Annotated in this window: 17 protein-coding genes and 1 pseudogene; 11 read left to right on the top strand and 7 right to left on the bottom strand. The window is 54.4% G+C overall.

What is annotated here, in order from left to right; translation table 11 throughout:
• Positions 1 to 112: 112 nt before the first annotated feature.
• A complete protein-coding gene (locus tag RAC90_RS02635) occupies positions 113 to 853 on the top strand; it encodes an FNR family transcription factor (RefSeq protein ID WP_006119246.1) in 741 nt (246 codons plus the stop codon).
• 118 nt (positions 854 to 971) lie between these two features.
• Positions 972 to 1,925 carry a universal stress protein UspE gene (gene uspE, locus RAC90_RS02630; protein WP_006119247.1) on the top strand — a complete coding sequence of 318 codons (954 nt, stop codon included), beginning with the start codon at positions 972 to 974 and terminating at the stop codon, positions 1,923 to 1,925.
• Between the two features lie 46 nt (positions 1,926 to 1,971).
• Here the strand turns inward: uspE and pntB are convergent, their stop codons facing one another.
• A complete protein-coding gene (pntB, locus tag RAC90_RS02625) occupies positions 1,972 to 3,360 on the bottom strand; it encodes a Re/Si-specific NAD(P)(+) transhydrogenase subunit beta (RefSeq protein ID WP_375092464.1) in 1,389 nt (462 codons plus the stop codon).
• A gap of 3 nt (positions 3,361 to 3,363) precedes the next feature.
• The gene (pntA, locus tag RAC90_RS02620; protein ID WP_375123908.1) at positions 3,364 to 4,896 is read right to left on the bottom strand and encodes a Re/Si-specific NAD(P)(+) transhydrogenase subunit alpha; all 1,533 of its coding nucleotides are present in this window, start codon (positions 4,894 to 4,896) and stop codon (positions 3,364 to 3,366) included.
• Positions 4,897 to 5,429: 533 nt separating this feature from the next.
• On the opposite strand from pntA, the gene ydgH reads away from it, so the two are divergent.
• Both ydgH and RAC90_RS02610 read left to right on the top strand, forming a co-directional pair.
• On the top strand, positions 5,430 to 6,383 hold the full coding sequence (gene ydgH / locus RAC90_RS02615) for a DUF1471 family protein YdgH (RefSeq protein WP_006119253.1): 954 nt from the start codon (positions 5,430 to 5,432) through the stop codon (positions 6,381 to 6,383).
• Between the two features lie 205 nt (positions 6,384 to 6,588).
• Positions 6,589 to 7,977, top strand: a complete 1,389-nt coding sequence (locus RAC90_RS02610; protein ID WP_375123907.1) for a basic amino acid/polyamine antiporter — start codon at positions 6,589 to 6,591, stop codon at positions 7,975 to 7,977.
• On the opposite strand, the gene RAC90_RS02605 is transcribed toward RAC90_RS02610, so the two are convergent.
• Positions 7,974 to 8,384 carry a hypothetical protein gene (locus tag RAC90_RS02605; protein ID WP_006119255.1) on the bottom strand — a complete coding sequence of 137 codons (411 nt, stop codon included), beginning with the start codon at positions 8,382 to 8,384 and terminating at the stop codon, positions 7,974 to 7,976. The two genes, RAC90_RS02610 and RAC90_RS02605, sit on opposite strands and share 4 nt — an antisense overlap.
• Before the next feature lie 174 nt (positions 8,385 to 8,558).
• On the opposite strand from RAC90_RS02605, the gene rstA reads away from it, so the two are divergent.
• From rstA to RAC90_RS02580, 5 genes and pseudogenes are all read left to right on the top strand, one after another.
• Positions 8,559 to 9,284, top strand: a complete 726-nt coding sequence (gene rstA / locus RAC90_RS02600; protein WP_006119256.1) for a two-component system response regulator RstA — start codon at positions 8,559 to 8,561, stop codon at positions 9,282 to 9,284.
• On the top strand, positions 9,281 to 10,582 hold the full coding sequence (gene rstB, locus RAC90_RS02595) for a two-component system sensor histidine kinase RstB (RefSeq protein WP_006119257.1): 1,302 nt from the start codon (positions 9,281 to 9,283) through the stop codon (positions 10,580 to 10,582). The genes rstA and rstB overlap by 4 nt, the downstream gene beginning before the upstream one ends.
• Positions 10,583 to 10,600: 18 nt before the next feature.
• Positions 10,601 to 12,088: pseudogene (locus RAC90_RS02590) on the top strand (carboxypeptidase M32).
• Positions 12,089 to 12,255: 167 nt separating this feature from the next.
• The gene (gene asr / locus RAC90_RS02585) at positions 12,256 to 12,741 is read left to right on the top strand and encodes an acid resistance repetitive basic protein Asr (protein ID WP_006119259.1); all 486 of its coding nucleotides are present in this window, start codon (positions 12,256 to 12,258) and stop codon (positions 12,739 to 12,741) included.
• A gap of 278 nt (positions 12,742 to 13,019) precedes the next feature.
• A complete protein-coding gene (locus tag RAC90_RS02580; protein WP_375123906.1) occupies positions 13,020 to 13,829 on the top strand; it encodes a trypsin-like serine peptidase in 810 nt (269 codons plus the stop codon).
• A 76-nt stretch (positions 13,830 to 13,905) separates the two neighbouring features.
• On the opposite strand, the gene hrpA is transcribed toward RAC90_RS02580, so the two are convergent.
• Positions 13,906 to 17,805 carry an ATP-dependent RNA helicase HrpA gene (hrpA, locus tag RAC90_RS02575; RefSeq protein WP_375123905.1) on the bottom strand — a complete coding sequence of 1,300 codons (3,900 nt, stop codon included), beginning with the start codon at positions 17,803 to 17,805 and terminating at the stop codon, positions 13,906 to 13,908.
• Positions 17,806 to 18,052: 247 nt separating this feature from the next.
• On the opposite strand from hrpA, the gene azoR reads away from it, so the two are divergent.
• Positions 18,053 to 18,652, top strand: coding sequence for an FMN-dependent NADH-azoreductase (azoR, locus tag RAC90_RS02570; RefSeq protein WP_006119264.1), 600 nt, complete (start codon positions 18,053 to 18,055; stop codon positions 18,650 to 18,652).
• A 72-nt stretch (positions 18,653 to 18,724) separates the two neighbouring features.
• On the opposite strand, the gene RAC90_RS02565 is transcribed toward azoR, so the two are convergent.
• Genes RAC90_RS02565 through RAC90_RS02555 form a run of 3 tightly spaced genes read right to left on the bottom strand, consistent with a single transcriptional unit; the run spans position 18,725 to position 21,863 of the window.
• Positions 18,725 to 19,045 (bottom strand): YdbL family protein, encoded by a 321-nt coding sequence (locus RAC90_RS02565; protein WP_033741770.1) that lies wholly within the window; start codon positions 19,043 to 19,045, stop codon positions 18,725 to 18,727.
• 11 nt (positions 19,046 to 19,056) lie between these two features.
• Positions 19,057 to 19,245 carry a YnbE family lipoprotein gene (locus tag RAC90_RS02560; RefSeq protein ID WP_006119266.1) on the bottom strand — a complete coding sequence of 63 codons (189 nt, stop codon included), beginning with the start codon at positions 19,243 to 19,245 and terminating at the stop codon, positions 19,057 to 19,059.
• Complete coding sequence (locus RAC90_RS02555) at positions 19,242 to 21,863, bottom strand: YdbH family protein (RefSeq protein WP_375123904.1); 2,622 nt, start codon at positions 21,861 to 21,863, stop codon at positions 19,242 to 19,244. Before RAC90_RS02555 ends, RAC90_RS02560 begins: the two co-directional genes overlap by 4 nt.
• Before the next feature lie 153 nt (positions 21,864 to 22,016).
• Here RAC90_RS02555 and RAC90_RS02550 point away from each other — a divergent pair, with 153 nt between their 5' ends.
• Positions 22,017 to 23,009 carry a 2-hydroxyacid dehydrogenase gene (locus RAC90_RS02550; RefSeq protein WP_039340236.1) on the top strand — a complete coding sequence of 331 codons (993 nt, stop codon included), beginning with the start codon at positions 22,017 to 22,019 and terminating at the stop codon, positions 23,007 to 23,009.
• Positions 23,010 to 23,033: the final 24 nt, after the last annotated feature.

Genomic DNA, 23,033 nt, shown 5'->3' with positions numbered 1-23,033 from the left:
CAGTATTGCGGAAACCACACTTTTTGTATGCCTAAAAACTGCTCGGATGAGTTCCCTTACACCGAGAAAATGGTAAAATTGACCCCAGTCAATTATCGTCGAGCAAACTACTATGTTCCCTGAAAAACGTATTCAGTCAGGCGGTTGTGCGATTCACTGCCAGGATTGCAGCATCAGTCAGCTATGCATCCCTTTCACCCTTAATGAACATGAGCTGGATCAGCTTGATAATATTATTGAGCGAAAAAAACCCATTCAAAAAGGCCATACGCTGTTCAAAGCGGGTGATGAGCTGAAGTCGCTCTACGCAATCCGTTCCGGCACCATTAAAAGCTATACCATCACCGAGCAGGGAGATGAACAAATCACCGGTTTTCACCTGGCCGGCGATCTGGTGGGATTTGACGCCATTATGAACGCCAGTCATCCCAGCTTCGCCCAGGCGCTGGAAACGGCGATGGTCTGCGAAATTCCTTTCGATACGCTGGATGACCTGTCCGGCAAAATGCCTGCCCTGCGTCAGCAGATGATGCGCCTGATGAGTGGTGAAATTAAAGGCGACCAGGACATGATTTTGCTGCTGTCCAAGAAAAACGCGGAAGAGCGCCTGGCCGCCTTCGTCTGGAACTTATCCCGCCGCTATGGCCAGCGCGGCTTCTCACAGCGTGAGTTCCGTTTGACGATGACGCGCGGCGATATCGGGAACTATCTGGGGTTAACCGTTGAAACCATTAGCCGACTGCTGGGGCGTTTCCAGAAATCGGGTATGCTGGCCGTAAAAGGCAAATATATCACCATTGAGAACCACGCGATGCTGGAAGCGCTGGCCGGTCAGAGCCACCAGGCGGCGTAATCCTCAGGCCGGGTTAACAAATCTTATTTTGTTGATCCGGCTACATCTTTTCACTTTCTTAGTGCACTTAACATAGGCTATCTTTAAACCAGTCGCGTTGGTCTAAGGAGAGTAGCCTATGTCCCAGTATCAAAACATTCTGGTCGCCATTGATCCTCAGCAGGATGACCAGCCCGCGCTGCGACGTGCGGTCTATCTCAACCAGCTTATCGGCGGCAAAATCAAAGCATTTCTGCCCATCTACGACTTTTCATACGAAATGACCACCCTGCTGTCACCAGATGAACGCACCGCGATGCGTCAGGGTGTGATCAGCCAGCGCTCGGAATGGATTCGTGAACAGGCGCAGGCTTACCTGGATGCTGGTGTGGATATAGACATTAAAGTCATCTGGCACAACCGGCCCTATGAAGCAATCATCCAGGAAGTGCTGGCGCATCAACATGATTTAGTGCTGAAAATGGCGCACCAGCACGACCGGCTGGAAGCCGTTATTTTTACACCGACAGACTGGCACCTGTTACGTAAGTGCCCTTGCCCGGTGTGGATGGTTAAGGATCAACCCTGGCCCGAAGGCGGCAAAGCGCTGGTGGCGGTCAATCTGGCCAGCGAAGAACCGCACCACGATGCGCTTAATCAGAAACTCATTCGCGAAACCGTTAAACTGGCCGAAAGCGTCAATCATACCGAAGTGCATCTGGTGGGCGCCTATCCGATTACGCCAATCAACATTGCTATCGAACTGCCCGACTTTGATCCCAGCGTCTACAACGATGCCATTCGCGGCCAGCATCTGGTAGCCATGAAGGCCCTGCGACAAAAATTCTCCATCAGTGAAGAGTTTACCCACGTTGAAAAAGGCCTGCCGGAAGAAGTGATCCCGGAATTGTCCGCCCATCTTGGCGCGGGCATTGTGGTGTTAGGAACCATTGGACGGACCGGACTGTCGGCAGCTTTCCTGGGGAATACGGCTGAGCAGGTGATCGATCACCTGCGCTGTGACCTGCTGGCGATTAAGCCGGATGATTTTGTCTCGCCCATTACGCTTGACGACGAAGACGAGCACGATTAACGCGGCCTTCAGTAAAAAGGGCGACGGTTATCGTCGCCCTTTTCTTTTACAGCGCTTTCAGAATACTTTCTACGCTGGCTTTGGCATCCCCGAACAGCATGTGAGTATTTTCTTTAAAGAACAGCGGATTTTGCACACCGGCATAGCCCGTATTCATTGAGCGTTTGAACACAATAACGTTTTGCGCTTTCCACACTTCCAGCACCGGCATACCGGCAATCGGGCTGCCCGGATCATCCTGCGCCGCAGGATTAACCGTGTCGTTGGCCCCGATAACCAGTACCGTATCGGTATCGCTAAAATCGTCGTTGATTTCGTCCATTTCCAGCACCACGTCATAAGGCACTTTCGCCTCTGCCAGCAGAACGTTCATATGGCCAGGCAAACGGCCGGCGACCGGATGAATACCAAAACGCACGTTGATGCCGCGGGCGCGGAGTTTTTCCGTGATTTCCGCTACCGGATACTGTGCCTGTGCAACGGCCATGCCGTAGCCGGGCGTAATGATCACGGAACGGGAAGATCGGAGCATCTCTGCCGTTTCTTCTGCGCTGATTTCACGATGTTCGCCGGTCTCATCACTTGTCGTTGAAGCTGTGCCATCGCTGCCAAATCCACCGGCAATAACGCTGATAAACGAGCGATTCATGGCCTTACACATTATGTAAGAGAGAATTGCCCCCGAGGAACCTACCAGCGCACCGGTCACGATAAGCAGATCGTTACTGAGCATAAACCCTGCCGCTGCGGCCGCCCAACCGGAATAAGAGTTGAGCATCGAAACAACGACCGGCATGTCTGCACCACCGATGGAGGCCACCAGGTGCCAGCCAAACGCCAACGCAATGATAAGCATGATCACCAGCGCAAACACCTGCGCACCGCGACTTTGCGTGTTAACAAACCACAGTAGCAGTAAAAACGAGACGACCAGCGCCAGCAGATTCAGCTTATGCCGCTGAGGCAGCATTAAGGGCCGCGACGAGATTTTGCCACACAATTTGCCAAAGGCGACCAGCGAGCCCGTAAAGGTGACTGCACCGATAAAGATGCCGATAAAGACTTCGCTGAGATGGATGTTTTCAATAACCGCCGGCAAGCCAGGAGCATGATCGATATAGCTGTTAATGCCTACCAGTACGGCGGCCAGGCCGACGAAGCTGTGCAGTATCGCCACCAGCTCGGGCATTTCGGTCATTTCTACCCGTTTCGCCAGCCGAATACCGATGGCACCGCCAATAACCATCGCCAGTAAAATCCAGACAACATGACTGCTGTCGGGACCAAATACAGACGCGATCAGCGCAATCGCCATGCCGCTGATACCAAATATATTGCCCTGTCTTGAGGTCTCATGTTTTGAAAGACCCGCCAGACTCATAATGAACAGAATTGCAGCAACGATATAGGCTGCCGTCACTAATCCGCCAGACATAGCTTACCCCTTACGAAACATTTTCAGCATACGCTGCGTGACGGTGAAGCCACCGAAGATATTGATGCTGGCGATCAATACGGCAATAAAAGAAAGAAAACTCACCCAGCCGCCGTGCCCCATTTGCAATATTGCCCCTACCACAATAATGCCCGAAATCGCATTGGTGACTGACATGAGCGGCGTATGCAGCGCATGACTCACATTCCAGACCACGTAGTAGCCCACCACACAGGCCAGCGCAAAGACGGTGAAATGTGACAGGAATTCACTGGGGGCAACATTCGCGAGGCAGGCGAAGAGTACGACAGCGCCTGCCAGCAGCCCATATTTACGCCGGGGGGAAACGGGTGCCGCCGGGCTTTTCGTTTGCGCCGGTGCAGCGGCAGCCGCGGTCTTCGGCGCGGCGGAGACCTGAACTGGCGGCGCAGGCCAGGTGATCTCGCCGTCTCGAATCACCGTGACACTGCGGATGACGACGTCATCAAAGTCAATGACGATCTCGCCATTCTTCTCTTTACAAAGCAATTTCATCAGGTTGACGAGATTGCTGCCGTAGAGCTGAGATGATTGCGTCGGTAACCGGCTGGGCAGATCCGTATACCCGATAATTTTTATGCCGTTGTCCGTTACAGTGACCCGATCGGCGACGGTAAGCGCACAGTTGCCGCCGGTTTGTGCCGCCAGGTCAACAATGACGCTGCCAGGCTTCATGCTGGCCACCATTTCCCTGGTGATCAACGTCGGCGCAGGTTTACCCGGAATCAGCGCCGTGGTGACAATAATATCCACCTCCCGGGCCTGCTGAGCGAACAGCGCCATTTCTGCTTTAATAAAAGCATCCGACATGACTCTGGCGTAACCATCACCACTGCCCGCCTCTTCTTTGAAATCCAGTTCAAGGAACTCTGCGCCCATACTTTGCACTTGTTCCTTCACTTCCGGACGCGTGTCAAAGGCGCGAACAACCGCGCCCAGGCTGCCTGCGGCACCGATTGCCGCCAGACCCGCCACGCCCGCACCAATCACCATCACTTTGGCAGGCGGGACTTTCCCGGCAGCGGTGATCTGACCGGTGAAAAAGCGACCAAATTCGTGTGCCGCCTCCACGATGGCCCGATAACCTGCAATATTGGCCATTGAGCTCAGCGCATCCAGCGACTGCGCACGGGAAATACGGGGCACGGCGTCCATCGCCATAACGGTGACCTTACGCGCAGCCAGTTTATCCAGCAGTTCAGGGTGCTGAGCAGGCCAGATAAAACTGACCAGCGTGCTGCCCTCGCGCATCAGCGCAATGTCGTCTTCACCGGGTGCATTCACTTTCAGCACAATATCGGCTTGCCAGACCTGCTGGCGATCGGTCAGCGTGGCGCCAGCCTTGACATAGCTGTCATCATCAAAACTGGCAGGCTTACCCGCACCCTGTTCAATCGTGACGCTAAAACCCAGCCTGATGAGTTGTTCAACGGTTTTCGGCGTGGCAGCCACGCGCGACTCATTGGCTGACCGCTCTTTGGGTATTCCAATTAACATAGTGTTCCCTTTCATCGATTAAAGGATGATGACCCTTGTGGTACAGACTGCTCTGACGTCATCCGCGTTCAGGCGGTGTGAATAAATGCAAGGGCATAATCGTGTCTAAACCTACTGAAAATGTTACAGGTGATCTACTGCACAGACGCACCAATGTCACATTTGCGGTAATATCCAGTTTTGGCCTCGTTATGCCGCATAACGTCACTGTCTGATCGCATCACTGGCAGATAAATAACTAACTAAGCGCCCTTCGATACGAATATTCCTTTCGGAAAAACCTAAATTTAACAACGCATTAACGGTTTTTATAAAGTTACGAACGTTTAATTCATCTGCCTGTCTTAAGCGTAAGGTAAAATACCGATTCGTGATGCCGTGATAAAAAAAACCGGATCACAACGAGAGAGAAATCGCAAAAATTGGCTGCGACAGCGTGTTTATAACATGTAATAATCAGCAGCTATTCTGTTATACATCAAGAGTCCAGCACGTTTTCGTACTCATTTTGCGTAAGGCGAAGGATCATTTTTATGAAGCTGAAGAACACTATTCTGGCATCTACATTGTTATCTCTGCTGGCGGGAAATGCGTTTGCCGCTAAAGAGCTGACGCCAGAACAAGCGGCTGCGTTGAAGCCATTCGAACGTATTAATATCACCGGTCGTTTTAATGCAATTGGCGATGCGGCGGATGCCGTCTCCAAACGTGCTGATGAACTGAATGCAGATTCGTATTACATTCAAGGTATTAACGACAGCAACGGTAACAGTGGTAACTGGCGCGTAACCGCGGATCTGTATAAGGCGAATGCGCCTAAAGCGAGTCAGGAAACCGACTACCGGATGTTTAATGGCCTGAAAGAGCTGCCGAAAGCGGAAGCCTATCGCCTTGAACCTTTTGATACCGTGACGGTGACCGGCTTTTTCCCCAGCCAGCCCGATGTGAACGAGGCAATTTCTAAAGCCGCGAAAGAAAAAGGCGCTGCGTCCTTCTTTATTGTGCGTCAGGTTGATGCCAATACCGGTGGCAACCAGTTCATTACCGCTTACATCTATAAGGCGGATGCAAAACAGCGCGCCGTGCAGAGCCCGGATAGCATTCCGGCGGATTCTCAGGCAGGTAAAGCCGCGCTGGCCGCGGGCGGTGCTGAGGCGAAAAAAGTCGAGATTCCGGGCGTTGCCTCCTCTGAAACCCCAAGCAATGCCGTGGGCCGCTTCTTTGAAACGCAGAGTTCAACCGGTAAACGCTATTCTGTGACGCTGCCAGACGGCCGGGAAATCCAGGAGCTGAACGCAGTCACCGCGGCACAGATGCAGCCGTTTGATACGGTCACCTTCAGCGGCCATTTCGGCACACCAACCGAAGTCTCGCAGGAAGCCGCCAAACGTGCGGCTGGCAAAGGTGCGAAGTTCTACCACATCACACGCCAGTGGCAGAACCAGAGCGGGGGTAACCTGACCGTGACCGCCGATCTGTTCAAATAAGCAATTAAGGGCGGCGCAAGCCGCCCAACTGTTTGCATAATCCCTGCGCAATTTTGCATAGTCACGCATTGCCATCCTTCACCGCACTCCGTAAAATCCTCCGCCTGTTTTTCAGCGTATTACACGCGATTTACGCAACACAACACCGATATAATAGGGTGTTTATGCTGGTCACCCAGCCACTTATGCTCGCAGGAAGAATGTTTTGGAGAAAAAATTAGGCCTCAGTGCCCTGACCGCGCTGGTACTCAGCTCCATGCTGGGTGCGGGTGTTTTCAGCTTGCCACAAAATATGGCGGCGGTCGCAGGTCCGGCCGCGTTGCTGACTGGCTGGCTGATCACCGGCGCAGGGATTATTTTCCTGTCGCTGGCGATGCTGCTGCTGACGCGACTCGAACCCGATCTGGATGGCGGTATCTTTACCTACGCCCGCGCTGGATTCGGTGAGTTGACGGGATTTTGTTCCGCCTGGGGTTACTGGCTGTGTGCGGTTATCGCCAACGTGTCCTATCTGGTTATTGTTTTCTCTGCCCTGAGTTTCTTCACCGATACGCCGGACAGGGTTATTTTTGGTAACGGGAATACCTGGCAGGCGATGCTGGGCGCATCCATAGTGCTGTGGCTGGTTCACTGGCTGGTATTGCGGGGCGTTCAGACCGCCGCCAGCATTAACCTGCTGGCGACACTGGGCAAACTGGTGCCGCTGCTGCTGTTTGTGGTGCTGGCCGTCATGGCCTTCAATTATGACCGCTTCCATTTTGACTTTTCCGGGCTGAGCCTCGGCGTTCCGTTATGGCAACAGGTCAAACAGACCATGTTAATCACGCTGTGGGTTTTTATCGGCGTGGAAGGTGCTGTAGTGGTCTCGTCGCGTGCTCGCCATAAAAAGGATGTCGGACGGGCGACGCTGCTGGCCGTGCTGGCCGCCCTGCTGGTTTATCTGCTGGTCACCCTGCTCTCGTTAGGGATCGTGCCGCGCGCGGCGCTGGCTGAAATGCGTAACCCTTCGATGGCGGGCCTGATGACGCAACTGACGGGAAGCTGGGGTAACGCAATCATTGTCGTGGGCTTGATTATTTCTGTCTGCGGTGCCTATCTGAGCTGGACCATTATGGCGGCAGAAGTGCCGTTTATTGCCGCGCAGCAAGGTGCCTTCCCCCGCAGTATTGCCCGCCAGAACGTCCGTAATGCGCCAGCCGCCTCACTGTGGCTGACAAACGGTAGTGTGCAGGTTTGCCTGATCCTGATCGCCCTGACCGGTGCGGATTACAACATGCTGTTGACCATTGCCTCAGAAATGATTCTGGTGCCCTATTTGCTGGTGGGATTGTATTTGATCAAGGTGGTCAAAGGACAACATAAACCCTGGGCGCTCGTGACAGGCATCGGTGCCAGCGTGTACGGCATCTGGTTGCTGTATGCCTCCGGTCCACTGCATCTGTTTATGTCTGTCGTGCTCTATGCGCCGGGCATTTTGCTGTTTATGTTCGCACGTCGGGGCGGACATGCGGTGGCACTGCGGCCCGTTGAGCGGGTTGCCATGGTCTGTATTATGGTGGCAACCCTGCCTGCGATGTGGGCCCTACTGACTTAGTGAGACTGACCGAGAACCACGCACAGCAGGTCATCCTGCTGTGTCAGCGTCACGGGCTTACGGTACTCTTCATGAATCGCCTCCAGCTGTTTCTCTGACAGCGGATACGGAAGCTGGATATCCACGCGGGCAATGTGCTGCTGCTCGGCTAACGTAATCAGGCGGGCGATGTTGATTTCGTCGCTGACCTGGGTTGATATGATTTGCAAGGCTAATTCTTTCAGGTGATCTTCACTTGCCTGTAAACTGTGCGCAGATTTGCGTGTCACCATGCCGAATATGGGCAGTACGCCATAGATGGCATCCACAAAGCTCCAACGTTTTTTGCAGGATGCCGACAGGAAATCACTGTAGTTAAAGCGGATGCGATCACGGTATACCGCTGATGCCAGCTCTTTATCAAACACTTTGGCTCCTCAAGGTGATCACAATGAATCCGGAACTCATATTAAACGCAGGGTTAATGATTGCATATTTTGCGGATTATATACCAGTTACTCAAGGATATTTCGTGTGATTGGATAGAGCTCTGCGCCAGGAAAAGTTATGCTTTATCCCTCCTTTTTACGTTAGTGTGAATTATGCATAAAATCGTTTACGTAGAAGATGAACCGGAGGTCGGTTCGCTCATTGCCGCCTACCTGGGACGCCATGATATTGAAGTGATTGTTGAGACGCGCGGCGATCGGGCTGAAGCCACCATTGCCGAACAGCAACCTGACCTGGTCATGCTCGACATCATGCTGCCCGGCAAAGATGGCATGTCAATCTGCCGTGACTTACGGGCAAACTGGCAGGGGCCGATCGTGCTGCTGACCTCCCTTGACAGCGATATGAACCATATCCTCGCGCTGGAGATGGGCGCGCAGGACTATATTCTGAAAACGGCCCCCCCAGCCGTTCTGCTGGCGCGATTGCGTCTGCACCTGCGTCAGTCACAACAGGTGCAAAGTGAAGAAGCCCCTGCGCCGACGAAAAATACACGCATGTTGCGCTTTGGCTCACTGACCATCGATGCCCTGAATCGCCAGGTCGTGCTGTTTGAAGAAAATATCGCCCTTTCCACGGCGGATTTTGATCTGCTTTGGGTGCTGGCCAGCCATGCCGGACAAATTCTTAACCGTGATGCCTTGCTGAAAACCTTACGCGGCGTCAGTTACGATGGCATGGATCGCAGTATTGATGTTGCCATCTCGCGTTTGCGTAAAAAACTGCACGACAGCGCAACAGAGCCATTCCGTATCAAAACCATCCGCAACAAAGGCTATTTGTTTGCGCCGCAGGCCTGGGACACGCGTTCGGTATGAAAAAACTTTTTATTCAGTTCTACCTGCTGCTGTTTGTCTGTTTTCTGGTGATGTCGCTGATGGTCGGGCTGGTCTATAAATTTACCGCCGAACGCGCAGGCCGCCAGTCCATGAACGACTTGATGGCCAGCTCGCTCTACCTGATTCGCAGTGAACTGCGTGAAATCCCGCCGCGCGACTGGAATAAGACGATCAAAAGTCTGGATCTCGGTTTGTCATTTGAGCTGCATATTGAGCCCATGAGCCGGTTCGAACTGGATGAAAATGAGTTACGCCGTCTGCGTGCGGGCGAAATCGTTGCGCTGGACGACAAATACACCTTCCTGCAACACATTCCGCGCAGTCATTATGTCCTGACCGTCGGACCTATACCTTACCTTTTTTATCTGCATCAAATGCGCCTGCTGGATATGGCACTGGTCGTATTTATTGGCATGTCGCTTGGGCTGCCGGTATTTATCTGGCTGCGTCCGCACTGGAAAGAGATGCTGCGACTGGAACATGCCGCTCAGCGTTTTGGTCAGGGGCAACTGGACGTGCGTACTCATTTCGACAGCACCTCCAGCCTGTTTCGCGTTGGCGTCGCATTTAACCAAATGGCTGAGAATATCAATACGCTCGTCGCCAGCAAGAAACAGCTTATTGATGGTATCGCTCACGAGTTGCGTACACCGCTTGTGCGGCTGCGCTATCGTCTGGAGATGAGCGATAATCTGAGCGAAGCCGAATCTGCGGCGCTGAATCGTGATGTGAGTCAGCTGGAAAGCCTGATTGAAGAGCTGCTGACCTATGCCCGTCTGGATCGTCCACGCGTCGACCTTAATTTGCAGTCGCTGGATCTGGCCAGCTGGTTGCGTGAACGCATGGAAGACTTCCAGGCCATCAACCCGGATACGCAGATTGAGCTGGACTTACCCCAGCGGGAAAATTACGGCGTTTCAGACACCCGGCTTATGGAGCGCGTGCTGGACAACCTTGTCAATAATGCGCTGCGCTATGCAAACCAGCGCCTGCGGGTCAGCTTATGGTTTGACGGCGCAGTCGGTAATTTGCAGGTCGACGATGACGGTCCGGGGATCCCCCATGAAGAACGTGAACGTGTATTTGAACCCTTTGTCCGGCTCGATCCGAGTCGCGACCGCGCAACGGGCGGCTGTGGACTTGGCCTGGCCATCGTTCACTCCATCGCCCATGCGCTCAGCGGCCGGGTTTCCGTTGAAACCAGCCCGCTTGGCGGTGCCAGCCTGCGTTTTAGCTGGCCGCTCGATCTCCCCTTTCGGGAACTTCCACGACGTTAACGCATTCAGGAGCTTTGTGTGACTTCAGCCTATCAACACCTTTGTAAGACCTTCCAGCGCCTGTAGCGTTTCAGTCATCTCAGCGCCATCGCCGGATGGGACATGCAAACCATGATGCCCGCCGGTGGCAGCGCCGCACGGGGCGAAGCGCTGGCGGAAATGAGTGTGCTGCAACATCAGATTCTGACGGATAAACGCATTGGTGACTGGCTGGATCAGGCAGAACAGCAATCGCTGAATGATGTTGAACGCGCCAATCTGGGCGAAATGCGCCGCGCTTATGTTCAGGCAACATTACTGCCTGCTGAACTGGTCGAAGCCAAATCCATTGCGGGATCGCGCTGTGAGCATGCCTGGCGTACACAGCGTCCGGCAAACGACTGGCAGGGTTTTGCGACCAATTTGAAAGAGGTCGTACGCTTAAGCCGTCAGGAAGCTGAACTGCGTGCGCAAGCGAACGGCTGCTCCCGCTATGACGCGCTGCTTGACGTGTTTGAACCGGGCATGACCAGCGCCACGCTGGATCATACCTTCGGGCAGTTAAAAACCTGGCTTCCACACTTGTTGCAGCAGGTCGTCGAAAAACAGGCTCAGCAGCCGGTGATCACGCCACAGGGACCGTTCCCGATAGCCTCACAGCGCGAACTGGGTTTACGCGTGATGGCCGAGCTGGGGTTTGATTTTAACCATGGCCGCCTGGACATTAGCGCGCACCCTTTCTGCGGCGGCGTGCCCGAAGATGTGCGTATTACCACCCGCTACAATCAGGATGAGTTTCTGAGCGCCATGATGGGCGTCATTCATGAGACTGGCCACGCGCGCTACGAACAGAATTTGCCTGAGCAATGGCGCGGTCAGCCGGTTGCGCTGGCGCGATCCACGGCGATCCATGAGTCACAAAGTCTGTTTATGGAAATGCAACTGGGACGCAGCGCGCCTTTCCTGCAGCGTATCCTGCCGCAAATCATCAGTCAGCTCGGTGAGCAGCCCGCATTTCAGGCAGATAACTTTGTCCGGCTGACGCAGCAGGTTAAACCGGGCCTGATTCGGGTGGATGCGGACGAACTGAGCTATCCGGCGCACGTCATTCTGCGCTACGAGATCGAACGCGCGCTGATTGAAGGCGAGATTGAGGTTGAAGACATTCCGGCGCTGTGGGATGAGAAGATGCAACAATCCCTGGGTCTGGATACGTGCGGCAACTACCGCGATGGCTGCATGCAGGATATTCACTGGACCGATGGCGCCTTCGGCTATTTCCCGACATACACACTCGGGGCGATGTACGCTGCGCAGCTGTTCCAGGCGTTACAAAACGCAATTCCGCAATCCGCCGAGCTGATACAGCATGGCGACCTGCAGCCGGTATTTGACTGGCTGCAGCAGAATATCTGGCAACATGGCAGCCGTTTCACCACCGAACAGTTGATTGTCAATGCTACTGGCGAAGCGCTCAACCCAGACTATTTCCGCAAACATCTTGAGCAACGTTACCTGAACAGTTAAGGTAGCAGGCGGCCTGAGGGCCGCCTTTTCCTCCCGTACATCCCCTTTGTACAATCGGTTACACAGCGATACCAATCACCCACGGACGCGCCAGTTTTATTTTCATATAGTCTTCTCACCGGCCCCGCAGTGGGCTACACATGAAAAAATAGTCCGAGGATTTTGCAATGAAAAAATTATTTGCACTGGTAATCGCCGCTGCTATGGGTCTGTCTTCAGTTGCTTTCGCTGCTGAGACAACTGCCGCTCCTGCAACTGCTGCTCCAGCGGCTGCGACCACCACCGCTGCACCTGCTAAAGCTGAGCACAAAGCTGCTGTCCATAAGAAGCATCATAAAGCTGCACAGAAAGCGCAGGCTGCTAAGAAACACCACAAAAAAGCTGCCCAGAAAGCGCAGGCCGCTAAGAAGAAAGTAGCGAAGAAAGACACTGCACAGAAAGCGCAGGCTGCTAAGAAACACACCAAAAAGCCAGCTCAGAAAGCCCAGGCTGCTAAAAAACACCACAAAAAAGCTGCCCAGAAAGCTCAGGCCGCTAAAAAGCACCACAAAAAAGCAGCCCAGAAAGCTCAGGCCGCTAAAAAACACACCAAAAAGCCAGCTCAGAAAGCCCAGGCAGCTAAAAAGCACCACAAAAAAGCCGCTAAAAAATAAGGTCGCCCTTTAGGGTCCGAGTAAGCGTTAATAATTAAAAACACCCGGTTCTGCCGGGTGTTTCTTTACTGGAGTGGCTAATATGGTCCGTCGCTATCGCTTCGAAATTATTCTGATTGTGATGATCTTATGTGGCGTTATCGCGGCCAGTTTTTTTATTTAGTCGCTGTAGCGTACTGATTCACTGAAAAAACTCCCTTTTTCACGCCTCACTGACTATAGTTATGTCACTTTAGTAATAACAAAAACGTTTTCTTTTTCTCGCTATTGAGAGTTCTATGCGCCTGGCTACCCTGTTAATCGTTGGACTTTTCAGTTTCACCGCGTTTGTTCATGCTGATGATAATGATGATTCACCGACACCCGCCGAAATTAAAATGTTGTTTTTTGGCAAAGATCATCGCCAGGCCATTACCGATGTCAGCGCGGCCCCCTGGGATGCGATAGGACAACTGGAAACCGAGAGCGGTAATCTGTGCACCGCCACGTTAATTTCTCCCCATCTTGCCCTGACGGCGGGCCACTGTTTACTGACACCTCCAGGTAAATTTGATAAACCCGTAGCGCTACGTTTTATGTCTACCAAAAAAGGCTGGCGCTACGAAATTCATGACATCGATGCGCGCGTTGAACCGTCGCTGGTGCATAAGCTGAAAGCGGATGGCGAAGGCTGGATCGTCCCCAGCAATGCAGCGCCGTTCGATTACGGTTTGATTATTTTGCGCAATCCCCCTTCTGCCATTACGTCGATTCCGCTGTTTGAAGGTTCGCGTAGTGACTTAACCGAGGCGCTGAAAGCGGCGGGCCGCAAGGTGACCCAGGCAGGTTATCCCGCCGATCATCTCGACAGCCTGTATTCACACAGCGACTGCCTGATTACCGGCTGGGCGCAACGGGCGGTTTTATCGCATCAGTGCGATACCTTGCCTGGCGACAGCGGTTCTCCGCTTCTGCTGAAAGGCGATAAGGGCTGGCAACTGATAGCGGTGCAGAGTTCTGCCCCGGCGGCGAAAGACCGTTATCTGGCTGACAACCGCGCGATTGCCGTGACGTCATTTAAAGACCGGCTGGAAGCGCTGGCGCAGTAGCTCTCACCGTTACACAAAAAAGCCCGCATTCTTAAATGCGGGCTTTTTTATTCTTACAAGACCCTGTTTGCCGCCGTCAGGCGGTGATCTGCTCCATCGCCTGCATGATGCGCTTATCTGAAATGGGATAAGGCGTGCCAAGCTGCTGTGCGAACAGGCTGATGCGGAGTTCTTCCAGCATCCAGCGAATATGCAGCACATCCTCATCATTCTGATGCTGCGGCGGCAGTTTGTTGCGCCAGGCCTGCCAGGCCTGTTCAACGGCCTGAACCCGGAGCATACGGGCGCGGTCGCTGTGGGGATCAACCGGCAATTTTTCCAGCCGACGCTCAATACCGTGCAGGTAACGTAAGGTATCTGCCAGATGCCGCCAGCCATTTTGGGTCACAAATCCCCGGTACACCAGCCCATTCATCTGCGCCTTAATATCGGCCAGCGCCAGTGCCAGTGTCATATCAACCCGACCTTTAAGGCGCTTATTGATATTGAAGACCGCCGTCAGAATCTGCTCAACCTGCTTTGCTATCTCCACCACGGTATCATTCAGCTCGGCGCGGACCTTCTCGCGCAGCGCATCGAAGGCCGCCTGTTCCCAGGCCGGTCCACCCGCCTCGGCAATCAGCTTATCGATACCGCAGGCAATACAGTCATCGATCAGCTCCATCACTTTGCCATAGGGATTAAAATAGAGGCCCAGCTTGGCTTTATTCGGCAATTTTTCGTGCAGATATTTCACCGGCGACGGAATATTCAGCAACAGCAACCGACGCTGACCGCGCCACATCATTTTCTGCTGCTCATGCTCACTGTCGAATAACCGGATGGCCACACTGTCTTTCTCATCGACCAGCGCGGGCCAGGCTTTTACCTGGTAGTTGCCGCGTTTTTGCTCGTAGCTGCGAGGCAAATCGCCAAAGCTCCAGAGATGTAAACCGCGCTGTTCCAGACCATCATCCGCCACGTTGGACAGCGTTTCCTGCACCTTGCCTTTAAGCAGCACTTTCAGCGCCGCGAGATCTTTACCTTCCTGCAGCTTACGGTTGTGTTCGTCTACCACCCGGAAGGTCATTTTCAGATGATCGGGCACCTGTTCCCATTGCCAGTCGTCCCGCTCCAGCGTCACGCCCGTCATCCGGCGGAACTCGCGCGACAGGGCATCAAGCAGCGGCATTTCCATTGCGGTCACGCGGCCTAAAAACGCCTCGGCATAGTTTGGCGCGGGCACCAGATGACGACGCAGCGGCTTCGGTAACGATTTAATCAGCGCAATAATCAGTTCACGCCGTACACCGGGAATCTGCCACTCAAAGCCGGCTTCATCGACCTGGTTCAGCAGCGGAAGCGGAATATGGACCGTCACGCCATCGGCATCCGCACCGGGTTCAAACTGATAACTCAACCTGAGTTTGAGATTGCCCTGATGCCAGACATTGGGATAGTCGAGCTGGCTGACCGTATCGGCGCCCGCTTTGATCAGCATCTGCTTATCAAAATTGAGCAGTTCCGGGGTGGTTTTGCTGACCTGTTTCCACCAGCTATCAAAGTGGCGTGCGGAAACCACCTCTTTCCCTACACGTTGGTCGTAAAAGGCAAACAAGGTTTCGTCATCCACCAGAATGTCGCGGCGACGCGATTTATGTTCCAGGTCTTCCACTTCACTGCGCAGCTTCTGATTAGCACGGAAAAAAGCGTGGCGCGTTTGCCAGTCGCCTTCCACCAGCGCGTGGCGAATAAACAATTCGCGACTCAGCGTAGGATCGATCGCGCCATAGTTGACCTTGCGCGCGGCCACAATCGGCAAGCCGTACAAGGTGACTTTCTCACTGGCCATGACGGCGCCCTGCGATTTCTCCCAGTGCGGTTCACTGTAGCTACGTTTGATCAGATGCTGTGCCAGCGGTTCTATCCATTCCGGATCGATACGCGCGGCAATACGGCCCCAGAGTCGGCTGGTTTCCACCAGCTCCGCCACCATTGTCCACTTGGGCGTTTTTTTGAATAAACCTGAGCCCGGAAAAATGGCAAAGCGCGCATTGCGTGCACCGGTAAACTCCTGCTTTTCCGCATCTTTCTGGCCGATATGCGACAGTAAACCGGTCAGTAACGCGCAGTGGATCTCGCGATACTCCGCCGGTTCGCTGTTCACCGGAATACCAAGCTCACGGACCACCTGACGCAGTTGGGTATAGATATCCTGCCATTCCCGTACGCGCAGGTAGTTAAGGAAATCGGCTTTACACTGGCGACGGAAGACATTGCCGGACAGCGCTTTTTGCTGCTCGCCCAGGTAGTTCCACAGGTTAACAAAGGCCATAAAATCAGACTCTTTGTCAGCAAAACGCCGGTGTTTTTCATCGGAGGCCTGCTTCTTTTCTGCCGGGCGTTCGCGCGGATCCTGTATCGACAAACCTGCCGCGATAATCATCACTTCGCGCACACAGCCGTACTGCCGGGCAGCCAGCACCATGCGTGCCAGGCGCGGATCCACCGGCAGTTGCGCCAGCTGGCGGCCGGAGCCGGTGAGCTTATAATGGCCTTCTTCGCTCAGGGTCAGCGCGCCCAGCTCCTCCAGCAATCTGACGCCGTCCTGGATATGGCGTTTATCCGGCGCTTCCACAAACGGGAATGCCGCAATATCGCCCAGTCCCAGCGCGGTCATCTGCAGAATGACTGAGGCCAGATTGGTGCGCAGAATTTCGGGATCGGTAAAGGCCGGACGGCTCAGGAAATCCGCTTCAGAATACAACCGGATACAGATCCCTTCCGATACGCGGCCGCAACGTCCTTTACGCTGATTCGCGGAAGCCTGAGAAATGGGCTCTATCGGCAGACGCTGAACTTTGGTGCGGTAGCTGTAGCGGCTGATGCGCGCCGTGCCCGGATCGATGACGTACTTGATGCCCGGCACGGTGAGCGAGGTTTCGGCAACGTTCGTCGCCAGCACGATACGTCGCCCGCTGTGTGACTGAAATACCCGATTTTGCTCACTGTTCGACAGACGCGCATACAGCGGCAGCACTTCGGTATGCGGCAAATCGCGCTTCATCAGCGCATCGGCGGTATCGCGAATCTCCCGCTCGCCGCTCATGAAGATCAGAATATCGCCCCGGCCCTCCTGGCTCAGCTCATCAACCGCATCAAAGATCGCCTGAAGCTGATCGCGTTCCACATCGTCCGCCTCTTCGACGACCGGACGATAACGGACTTCCACCGGATAAGTCCGGCCCGATACTTCAATCACCGGCGCGTTGTTAAAGTGGCGGGAGAAGCGCTGCGGATCGATAGTCGCCGAGGTGATAATGACTTTAAGATCCGGACGGCGCGGCAGCAGCTCACGCAAATAGCCCAGCAGGAAGTCGATATTCAGACTGCGTTCGTGCGCTTCATCGATGATGATGGTGTCATACTGCATCAACAGGCGATCCTGCTGGATCTCCGCCAGCAGAATCCCGTCGGTCATCAGCTTAATCTGCGTGGTTTCACCGACCTGATCATTAAAGCGCACTTTGTAGCCGACGCAGCCGCCCAGCGACGTTTCCAGCTCTTCGGCAATGCGGTTCGCGACGGTGCGCGCCGCAAGACGACGAGGTTGCGTATGGCCAATTAAACCGGTGATACCGCGTCCCAGCGCCAGGCAAATTTTGGGCAACTGGGTGGTTTTTCCCGAGCCGGTTTCACCTGCCACGATCACGACCTGATGAGCGCGAATCGCATCCGCGATATCCTGCTGTTTCTGACTGACCGGAAGATTATCCGGGAACGTGATGCGCGGTGTGGCGGCAATACGCTGGGCCACGCGCTGTTCAGCCGCGAGAATATCCTGCTCCAGTTCGGCGGCAATACCGTGTTGGGCATCAGGATTTTTCACTTTTCTGGCACCGTGCAACCGGCGTTGCAGCCGCTGCCGGTCGCGCAGCATCAGGGCATCAAGCCGCGACCAAAGCGGCGTTAAGGGAGATGAAACCGGAGAAGACATAGTAATGACGTACCTTACTCAGGCGGTATGGACTCAGCGTACAGTGCTAAGATAACCCGCTGATTAACGATAATAATTGCGCCTATCATAGCACATTCCCGTGTGCCGCGCGGCCCTCGCGCATGACGGGTTGTTCAATTAATTCGAATATAGCTCTCGAAATATTGCGCTTTCCCGCTCCGTTCAATATTTGTAAAGTGTAAGCCATTGAGCGGGAAGCCTTCCGCGTAACAGACAGGAAACTACGATGAGCAAAGTATTAGTTCTGAAATCAAGCATTCTTGCAGGCTATTCACAATCTGGTCAGCTGGCTGACTTCTATGCTGAGCAGGCAAAGGCCAAAGGCGATCAGGTGACCGTGCGTGACCTGGCAGAAAACCCGGTACCGGTGCTGGATGGTGAGTTAGTGGGCGCGCTGCGTCCTTCCGATGCGCCGCTGTCACCGCGTCAGCAGGAAGCTTTGTCACTGTCTGATGCGCTGATTGCAGAGCTGCAGGCACATGATGTGGTGGTGATTGCTGCCCCAATGTACAACTTCAACATTCCTACGCAGTTGAAGAACTATTTCGACCTGATCGCCCGTGCTGGCGTGACCTTCCGTTATACCGAAGCCGGCCCGGAAGGCCTGGTCAAAGGCAAGCGCGCCGTGATTCTGTCCAGCCGTGGTGGCATTCACAAAGATACCGCTTCTGACCTGCTGACTCCTTACGTCAAGCTGTTCCTGGGCTTTATCGGTATCACTGATGTCGAGTTCGTGTTTGCCGAAGGCATTGCCTATGGCCCGGAAGTCGCGACAAAAGCCACCGCCGAAGCAAAAGACGCGATCAAACACATCGTTGCGGCCTGATTCACCGATCTTATCTGGAAAACCGGGCTGAGCCCGGTTTTTTTATGCCTGCCGTACAACGTTGTCGCCCGGCTATTTCCTGAGCCACTGTCCGTTGATGCCGCGTACATATTCCCCCGCTGCGGCACGGTTTACCAGCTTCTGTCCGGCGATTCTGGCCACCTCATCCGTTGTCAGGTTGTTCTGCTCTGCCAGACGTTGATACTGTGCAGCACGACCGTCATTAATGCGTTTAACCAGTGCCAGCGTGTCGCTGTCATCTGCGCGCGGCGCAATATATCCTGACAGTGTTTCTCCCACCCGGCCTGACTGACGGGCTTCATCCAGCGTCAATGCCCAGGCGGGCAGGCTCATCGTAAGGGCCAGTAAGCATGTGATGCCGATGCGTTTCATGCGGGCTCTCCTCAAAACAGGTCGCTCTGATTTTTCAGTAACGCTTCCACATCCTTGTCCACTTTAATGTGGATCTCATGCTCGATTTTCACATTCATGTTGATGGTAATCGGATCTTTTGGCGCGGCAACTTCGATGCGCGGTACACAGCCCGTCAGCGGGAGTCCGGCTATCAGCAGCAGTAAGGCCCTGAGGCTCATGGTGAGGGTTCCTTTTTCGACGGCAGAGTGGCATTTTCCTCCACCCAGGATTGCAAATTATCGCCAAAGCGCAGGCTGCGCCACAACTGGAACAGGTTTTCCTGATGACGATAGTTTAAATTTACGGTCTGGTTGCGGTTGCTGAAACGGCTGGTGCCCTGCACCTGCGCGACCATGGTCAGTTCGCCCAGATTATCCAGATTCAGCGTGGCCCAGGAACGCGAAATCTCCATATAGCGCAGCCAGTCCATCGCGGCGCCTGCCGCAATATTATTTTGGGTGATGGCATCGGCCATGTCTTTATCCATCCGGAAGGTCAGCGGCCCGCTGTTGGCAATCCAGCCATTTTCGATGATCCAGCGCGCATTCGTGATCCACAGCGGTAATTCGCCATTCACCCTGCCCGACATCGCGAACTGCCTGGGTTTAATCGCGCTGACGAGTTTACTCAGGCTGATATCCCGAAGCGACACGCGCGCCGGGCTGTGCTGTGGCATCCGCAGAAACGGCATCGTAATTTTCCCGCCCAGCAGATCCATGCTGACATCCTGCAACCAGAGCGGATCGTTTTCCCGCCATGGCCAGGCGCCTTGTAAGTCAGCCTGAATATTCTGCATGGCAAACTGATTCTTGATTTCTGCGATGCGCAATGAAACTGGTCCACGTAAGCCAAAATGCCACTGTTGGTTTTGCAGACGGAATGGCAGCGAGAAATCGATGCCGTTAATCTGGCTGTCTGGCGTCCAGACGCTGCCGTTTTTCACCGTCCAGTGTCCGCCCGCGTGAAAACCCTGCTGAGCGGCGGCAGAAAACGCCACCTGAGCGCGCAGTTCGCCCGCGCGAATTTTCATTTTCAGATCGGGGCTGAGCAACGGCTGAAAAACCGTCAGCGACTGCGTGGGCCACCAGGCCTGACCGCGCAGGCGCTCGCCATCCCAGCGCCCGTTAACCCGTACCGGGCCGACCTTGCCGGCTTTCAGTTCGCCGCCCCAGACAAAATGACCGGGATCGCGCCCGCGGGCGGCAAAATCCAGCGTTGAGTGAGCCAGCCAGCCCCCGTAGCTGAAGTGCGTCTGACCGGCCTGCATCTGAAATTTTCCGTCAAAGGAAGGATTGTCCGCCTCTCGCTGCCAGTTCACCGGGGCAGTCAGGATTAAACGCGGCTTTTCCACCCGCACGCTGCCGTATTGCATCTGGTTAAAACCGGTCGACAAGGTGTCAAGATGGATAAGCGTGCCGCGCCAGCCACCGGTTCCCCTGACATCCCATTTCGCCTGTAACGGATGCATCTCGCCTTCTCCCCAGTAGCGCCAGCGCCATTCACCCGTATCCGGCCAGAAGTCACGGGCCCCGCCGTCCAGATGCAGGGTGAAGCGACCAAAGCTGGGATCGTGCGCGCGCAGAATGGCCTGCAGGCGTCCAGAAATGCCCCGGGACGATAAGCGCACCCCCGCCAGCGGCCAGCGCGCTTCATCCACGTTCAGCGTTGAAAGTAAACGCCCGCGCAGGCGCAACAGTGCGTTGGGTTTAACAATCAGTTCGGGATTCAGTAATGATCCGGTCAGTTGCCCAGGAATACTGCCGAACAGCTGCATGGCAGCAAATTTACTGTCGCCGGTCAGTTGTAACGGCAGCTGGCTTTGCGTCAGGCTGAGATGACCCGGACCTATGCCCAGAACGACATTGCCTTTGCCGCCCCGTCCCTGCGTCAGCAGGTTAAGGCGACCAGTGACCGTTGTGGCATCCAGCCCGGCCTGCCAGTTATCCAGCGTCAGCGTCACAAAGCCCGACAAGGGTTGCGCCGTGAGTGGCCAGTAATATTCACCCTTCTCAATAGTGATGCGGTCACGGCTGGCCTGCCACGGAAGACGCAGCAAGGGACGGGCAGCATCCGCTGTGGTGATGTTCAGCAGGCCGCTTTCATGCTGCCAGCTCAGTGCCGCTTTTAGCGGTTGCGGAAACCCGTCCAGGGCCAGCGCGCCCGCGATCTCGCCGTTAACCGGCAGGCCGTTAGCGTATTGCGGCAGTTCAAAATGACCTTTGAGGCTGAGCGGCTCGGTAAGCGCCGGATGGGTGATCGTCAATTGTCTGACCATCAGCTGCTGACCTTCCAGCGTGGCCTCAAGCTGTAAATTATCGCCCCGGTAATGCAGCTGCTGGCTGGCTTTATTGAGGGTCAAATCCAGGCCACCGGCATAGTCCTGCCAGGGCGAGATCGTCAGCTTATCAATGTGAATATCTGCGCCCGGCAGCATGGCCTGCCACTCTGCCAGCGTTTTCGGTGCGGTTGAGGCGGTTTGTGATTCGGGCAGATGTTGCAGGCATTCGCTTTGCAACGTGACCTGTTGTACGTTGAGCGTCCAGCGCGACTGTTGCCGGCCCAGCGCCGCGTTTTTGACGCTCGCCAGGCGACAGTCACCGGCTAAATAATGAAGAGATGGGAAAATGAGTTGCCCGTCATGCCAGCGTGGGCTGTTTTCCAGTTCGACGCGCGTGCCTGCAGGTAGCCAGAGGCCCACCAGACGCGGCAGCCACTGTGTAAGGGTTAGCAGTAATCCCAGCAGCAATAAAATCAGCGCCAGAATCGCGGCCAGGCGTCGACGGAAACTCCGTGGCATGAAAACAAGACTCCTTTTTTTTCAATATCCTGGGCGTAATGATGGCACGTAACACGCCGAAGGTGAAGGTTTGACCGGCAAGGTTAAAGAGGTGTCAGCAAAAAGTAAGAGAAAACGTTATCCTTGTTGCATCCCTTTTCCAGGAGCACCACGATGAAAATCGCCGTATACAGTACTAAACACTACGACCAGAAATATTTTGAACAGGTCAATAAACAGTATGGTTTCGATCTGGTCTTTTATGATTTTTTGCTGAGCGAAAGCACGGCCAAGACCGCCGTAGACTGTGATGCGGTTTGCCTTTTTGTGAATGACGACGGTAGCCGCCCGGTGCTGGAGGAACTGGCGGAATTGGGGGTGAAATTTATCGCCCTGCGCTGCGCCGGATTTAATAATGTCGATCTGAAAGCCGCGGCTGAACTGGGTCTGGAAGTGGTTCGCGTGCCCGCCTATTCCCCGGAAGCCGTCGCTGAACATGCCGTCGGCCTGATGATGACATTGAATCGCCGTATTCATCGCGCCTATCAACGCACCCGCGATGCGAATTTTTCGCTGGACGGCCTGACCGGTTTTAATATGCATAACAAAACCGCCGGCATTATTGGCACCGGCAAAATAGGCATAGCCACCCTGCGCATCTTAAAAGGATTTGGCATGCGTTTACTGGCCTTCGATCCCTATCCTTCGGAACAGGCGTTATCGCTGGGCGCGGAATATGTCGATCTGAAAACCCTGTTTGCCGAGTCGCATGTGATTACACTGCATTGCCCGTTAACGCCGGAAAACCATCATCTGCTTAATGCTAACGCGTTTGCGCAGATGCGCGATGGCGTCATGATTATTAATACCAGTCGGGGTGGGTTAATTGATTCTCAGGCCGCCATTGATGCACTTAAGCAGCAAAAAATTGGCGCGTTAGGCATGGATGTTTATGAGAATGAGCGGGATTTGTTCTTTGAAGATAAATCGAATGATGTCATTCAGGATGATATTTTCCGCCGCCTGTCAGCCTGCCACAACGTGCTGTTCACAGGCCATCAGGCTTTTTTGACCGCTGAAGCTCTGACTGCGATTTCAGAAACCACGCTGGAAAACCTCAGCCAGCTTCATCGTGGAGAAGACTGTCCGAACCGGGTGACGGCCTGATAACGCAGGCCGGTCACAGCCGGC

Source organism: Pantoea sp. CS_6 (assembly GCF_041954745.1).
GTDB lineage: Bacteria > Pseudomonadota > Gammaproteobacteria > Enterobacterales > Enterobacteriaceae > Pantoea > Pantoea stewartii.
Note: the sequence above shows the minus strand (reverse complement) of the source record. Positions and strands in the feature narration are given on the sequence as shown.

What these genes read in the sequence shown, in the direction of transcription:
- RAC90_RS02635 (WP_006119246.1), top strand. Translation starts at nt 113, where the DNA reads ATGTTCCCTGAAAAACGTATTCAGTCAGGCGGTTGTGCGATTCACTGC.
- uspE (WP_006119247.1), top strand. Translation starts at nt 972, where the DNA reads ATGTCCCAGTATCAAAACATTCTGGTCGCCATTGATCCTCAGCAGGAT.
- pntB (WP_375092464.1), bottom strand. Translation starts at nt 3,360, where the DNA reads ATGTCTGGCGGATTAGTGACGGCAGCCTATATCGTTGCTGCAATTCTG.
- pntA (WP_375123908.1), bottom strand. Translation starts at nt 4,896, where the DNA reads ATGTTAATTGGAATACCCAAAGAGCGGTCAGCCAATGAGTCGCGCGTG.
- ydgH (WP_006119253.1), top strand. Translation starts at nt 5,430, where the DNA reads ATGAAGCTGAAGAACACTATTCTGGCATCTACATTGTTATCTCTGCTG.
- rstA (WP_006119256.1), top strand. Translation starts at nt 8,559, where the DNA reads ATGCATAAAATCGTTTACGTAGAAGATGAACCGGAGGTCGGTTCGCTC.
- rstB (WP_006119257.1), top strand. Translation starts at nt 9,281, where the DNA reads ATGAAAAAACTTTTTATTCAGTTCTACCTGCTGCTGTTTGTCTGTTTT.
- asr (WP_006119259.1), top strand. Translation starts at nt 12,256, where the DNA reads ATGAAAAAATTATTTGCACTGGTAATCGCCGCTGCTATGGGTCTGTCT.
- RAC90_RS02580 (WP_375123906.1), top strand. Translation starts at nt 13,020, where the DNA reads ATGCGCCTGGCTACCCTGTTAATCGTTGGACTTTTCAGTTTCACCGCG.
- hrpA (WP_375123905.1), bottom strand. Translation starts at nt 17,805, where the DNA reads ATGTCTTCTCCGGTTTCATCTCCCTTAACGCCGCTTTGGTCGCGGCTT.
- azoR (WP_006119264.1), top strand. Translation starts at nt 18,053, where the DNA reads ATGAGCAAAGTATTAGTTCTGAAATCAAGCATTCTTGCAGGCTATTCA.
- RAC90_RS02565 (WP_033741770.1), bottom strand. Translation starts at nt 19,045, where the DNA reads ATGAAACGCATCGGCATCACATGCTTACTGGCCCTTACGATGAGCCTG.
- RAC90_RS02560 (WP_006119266.1), bottom strand. Translation starts at nt 19,245, where the DNA reads ATGAGCCTCAGGGCCTTACTGCTGCTGATAGCCGGACTCCCGCTGACG.
- RAC90_RS02555 (WP_375123904.1), bottom strand. Translation starts at nt 21,863, where the DNA reads ATGCCACGGAGTTTCCGTCGACGCCTGGCCGCGATTCTGGCGCTGATT.
- RAC90_RS02550 (WP_039340236.1), top strand. Translation starts at nt 22,017, where the DNA reads ATGAAAATCGCCGTATACAGTACTAAACACTACGACCAGAAATATTTT.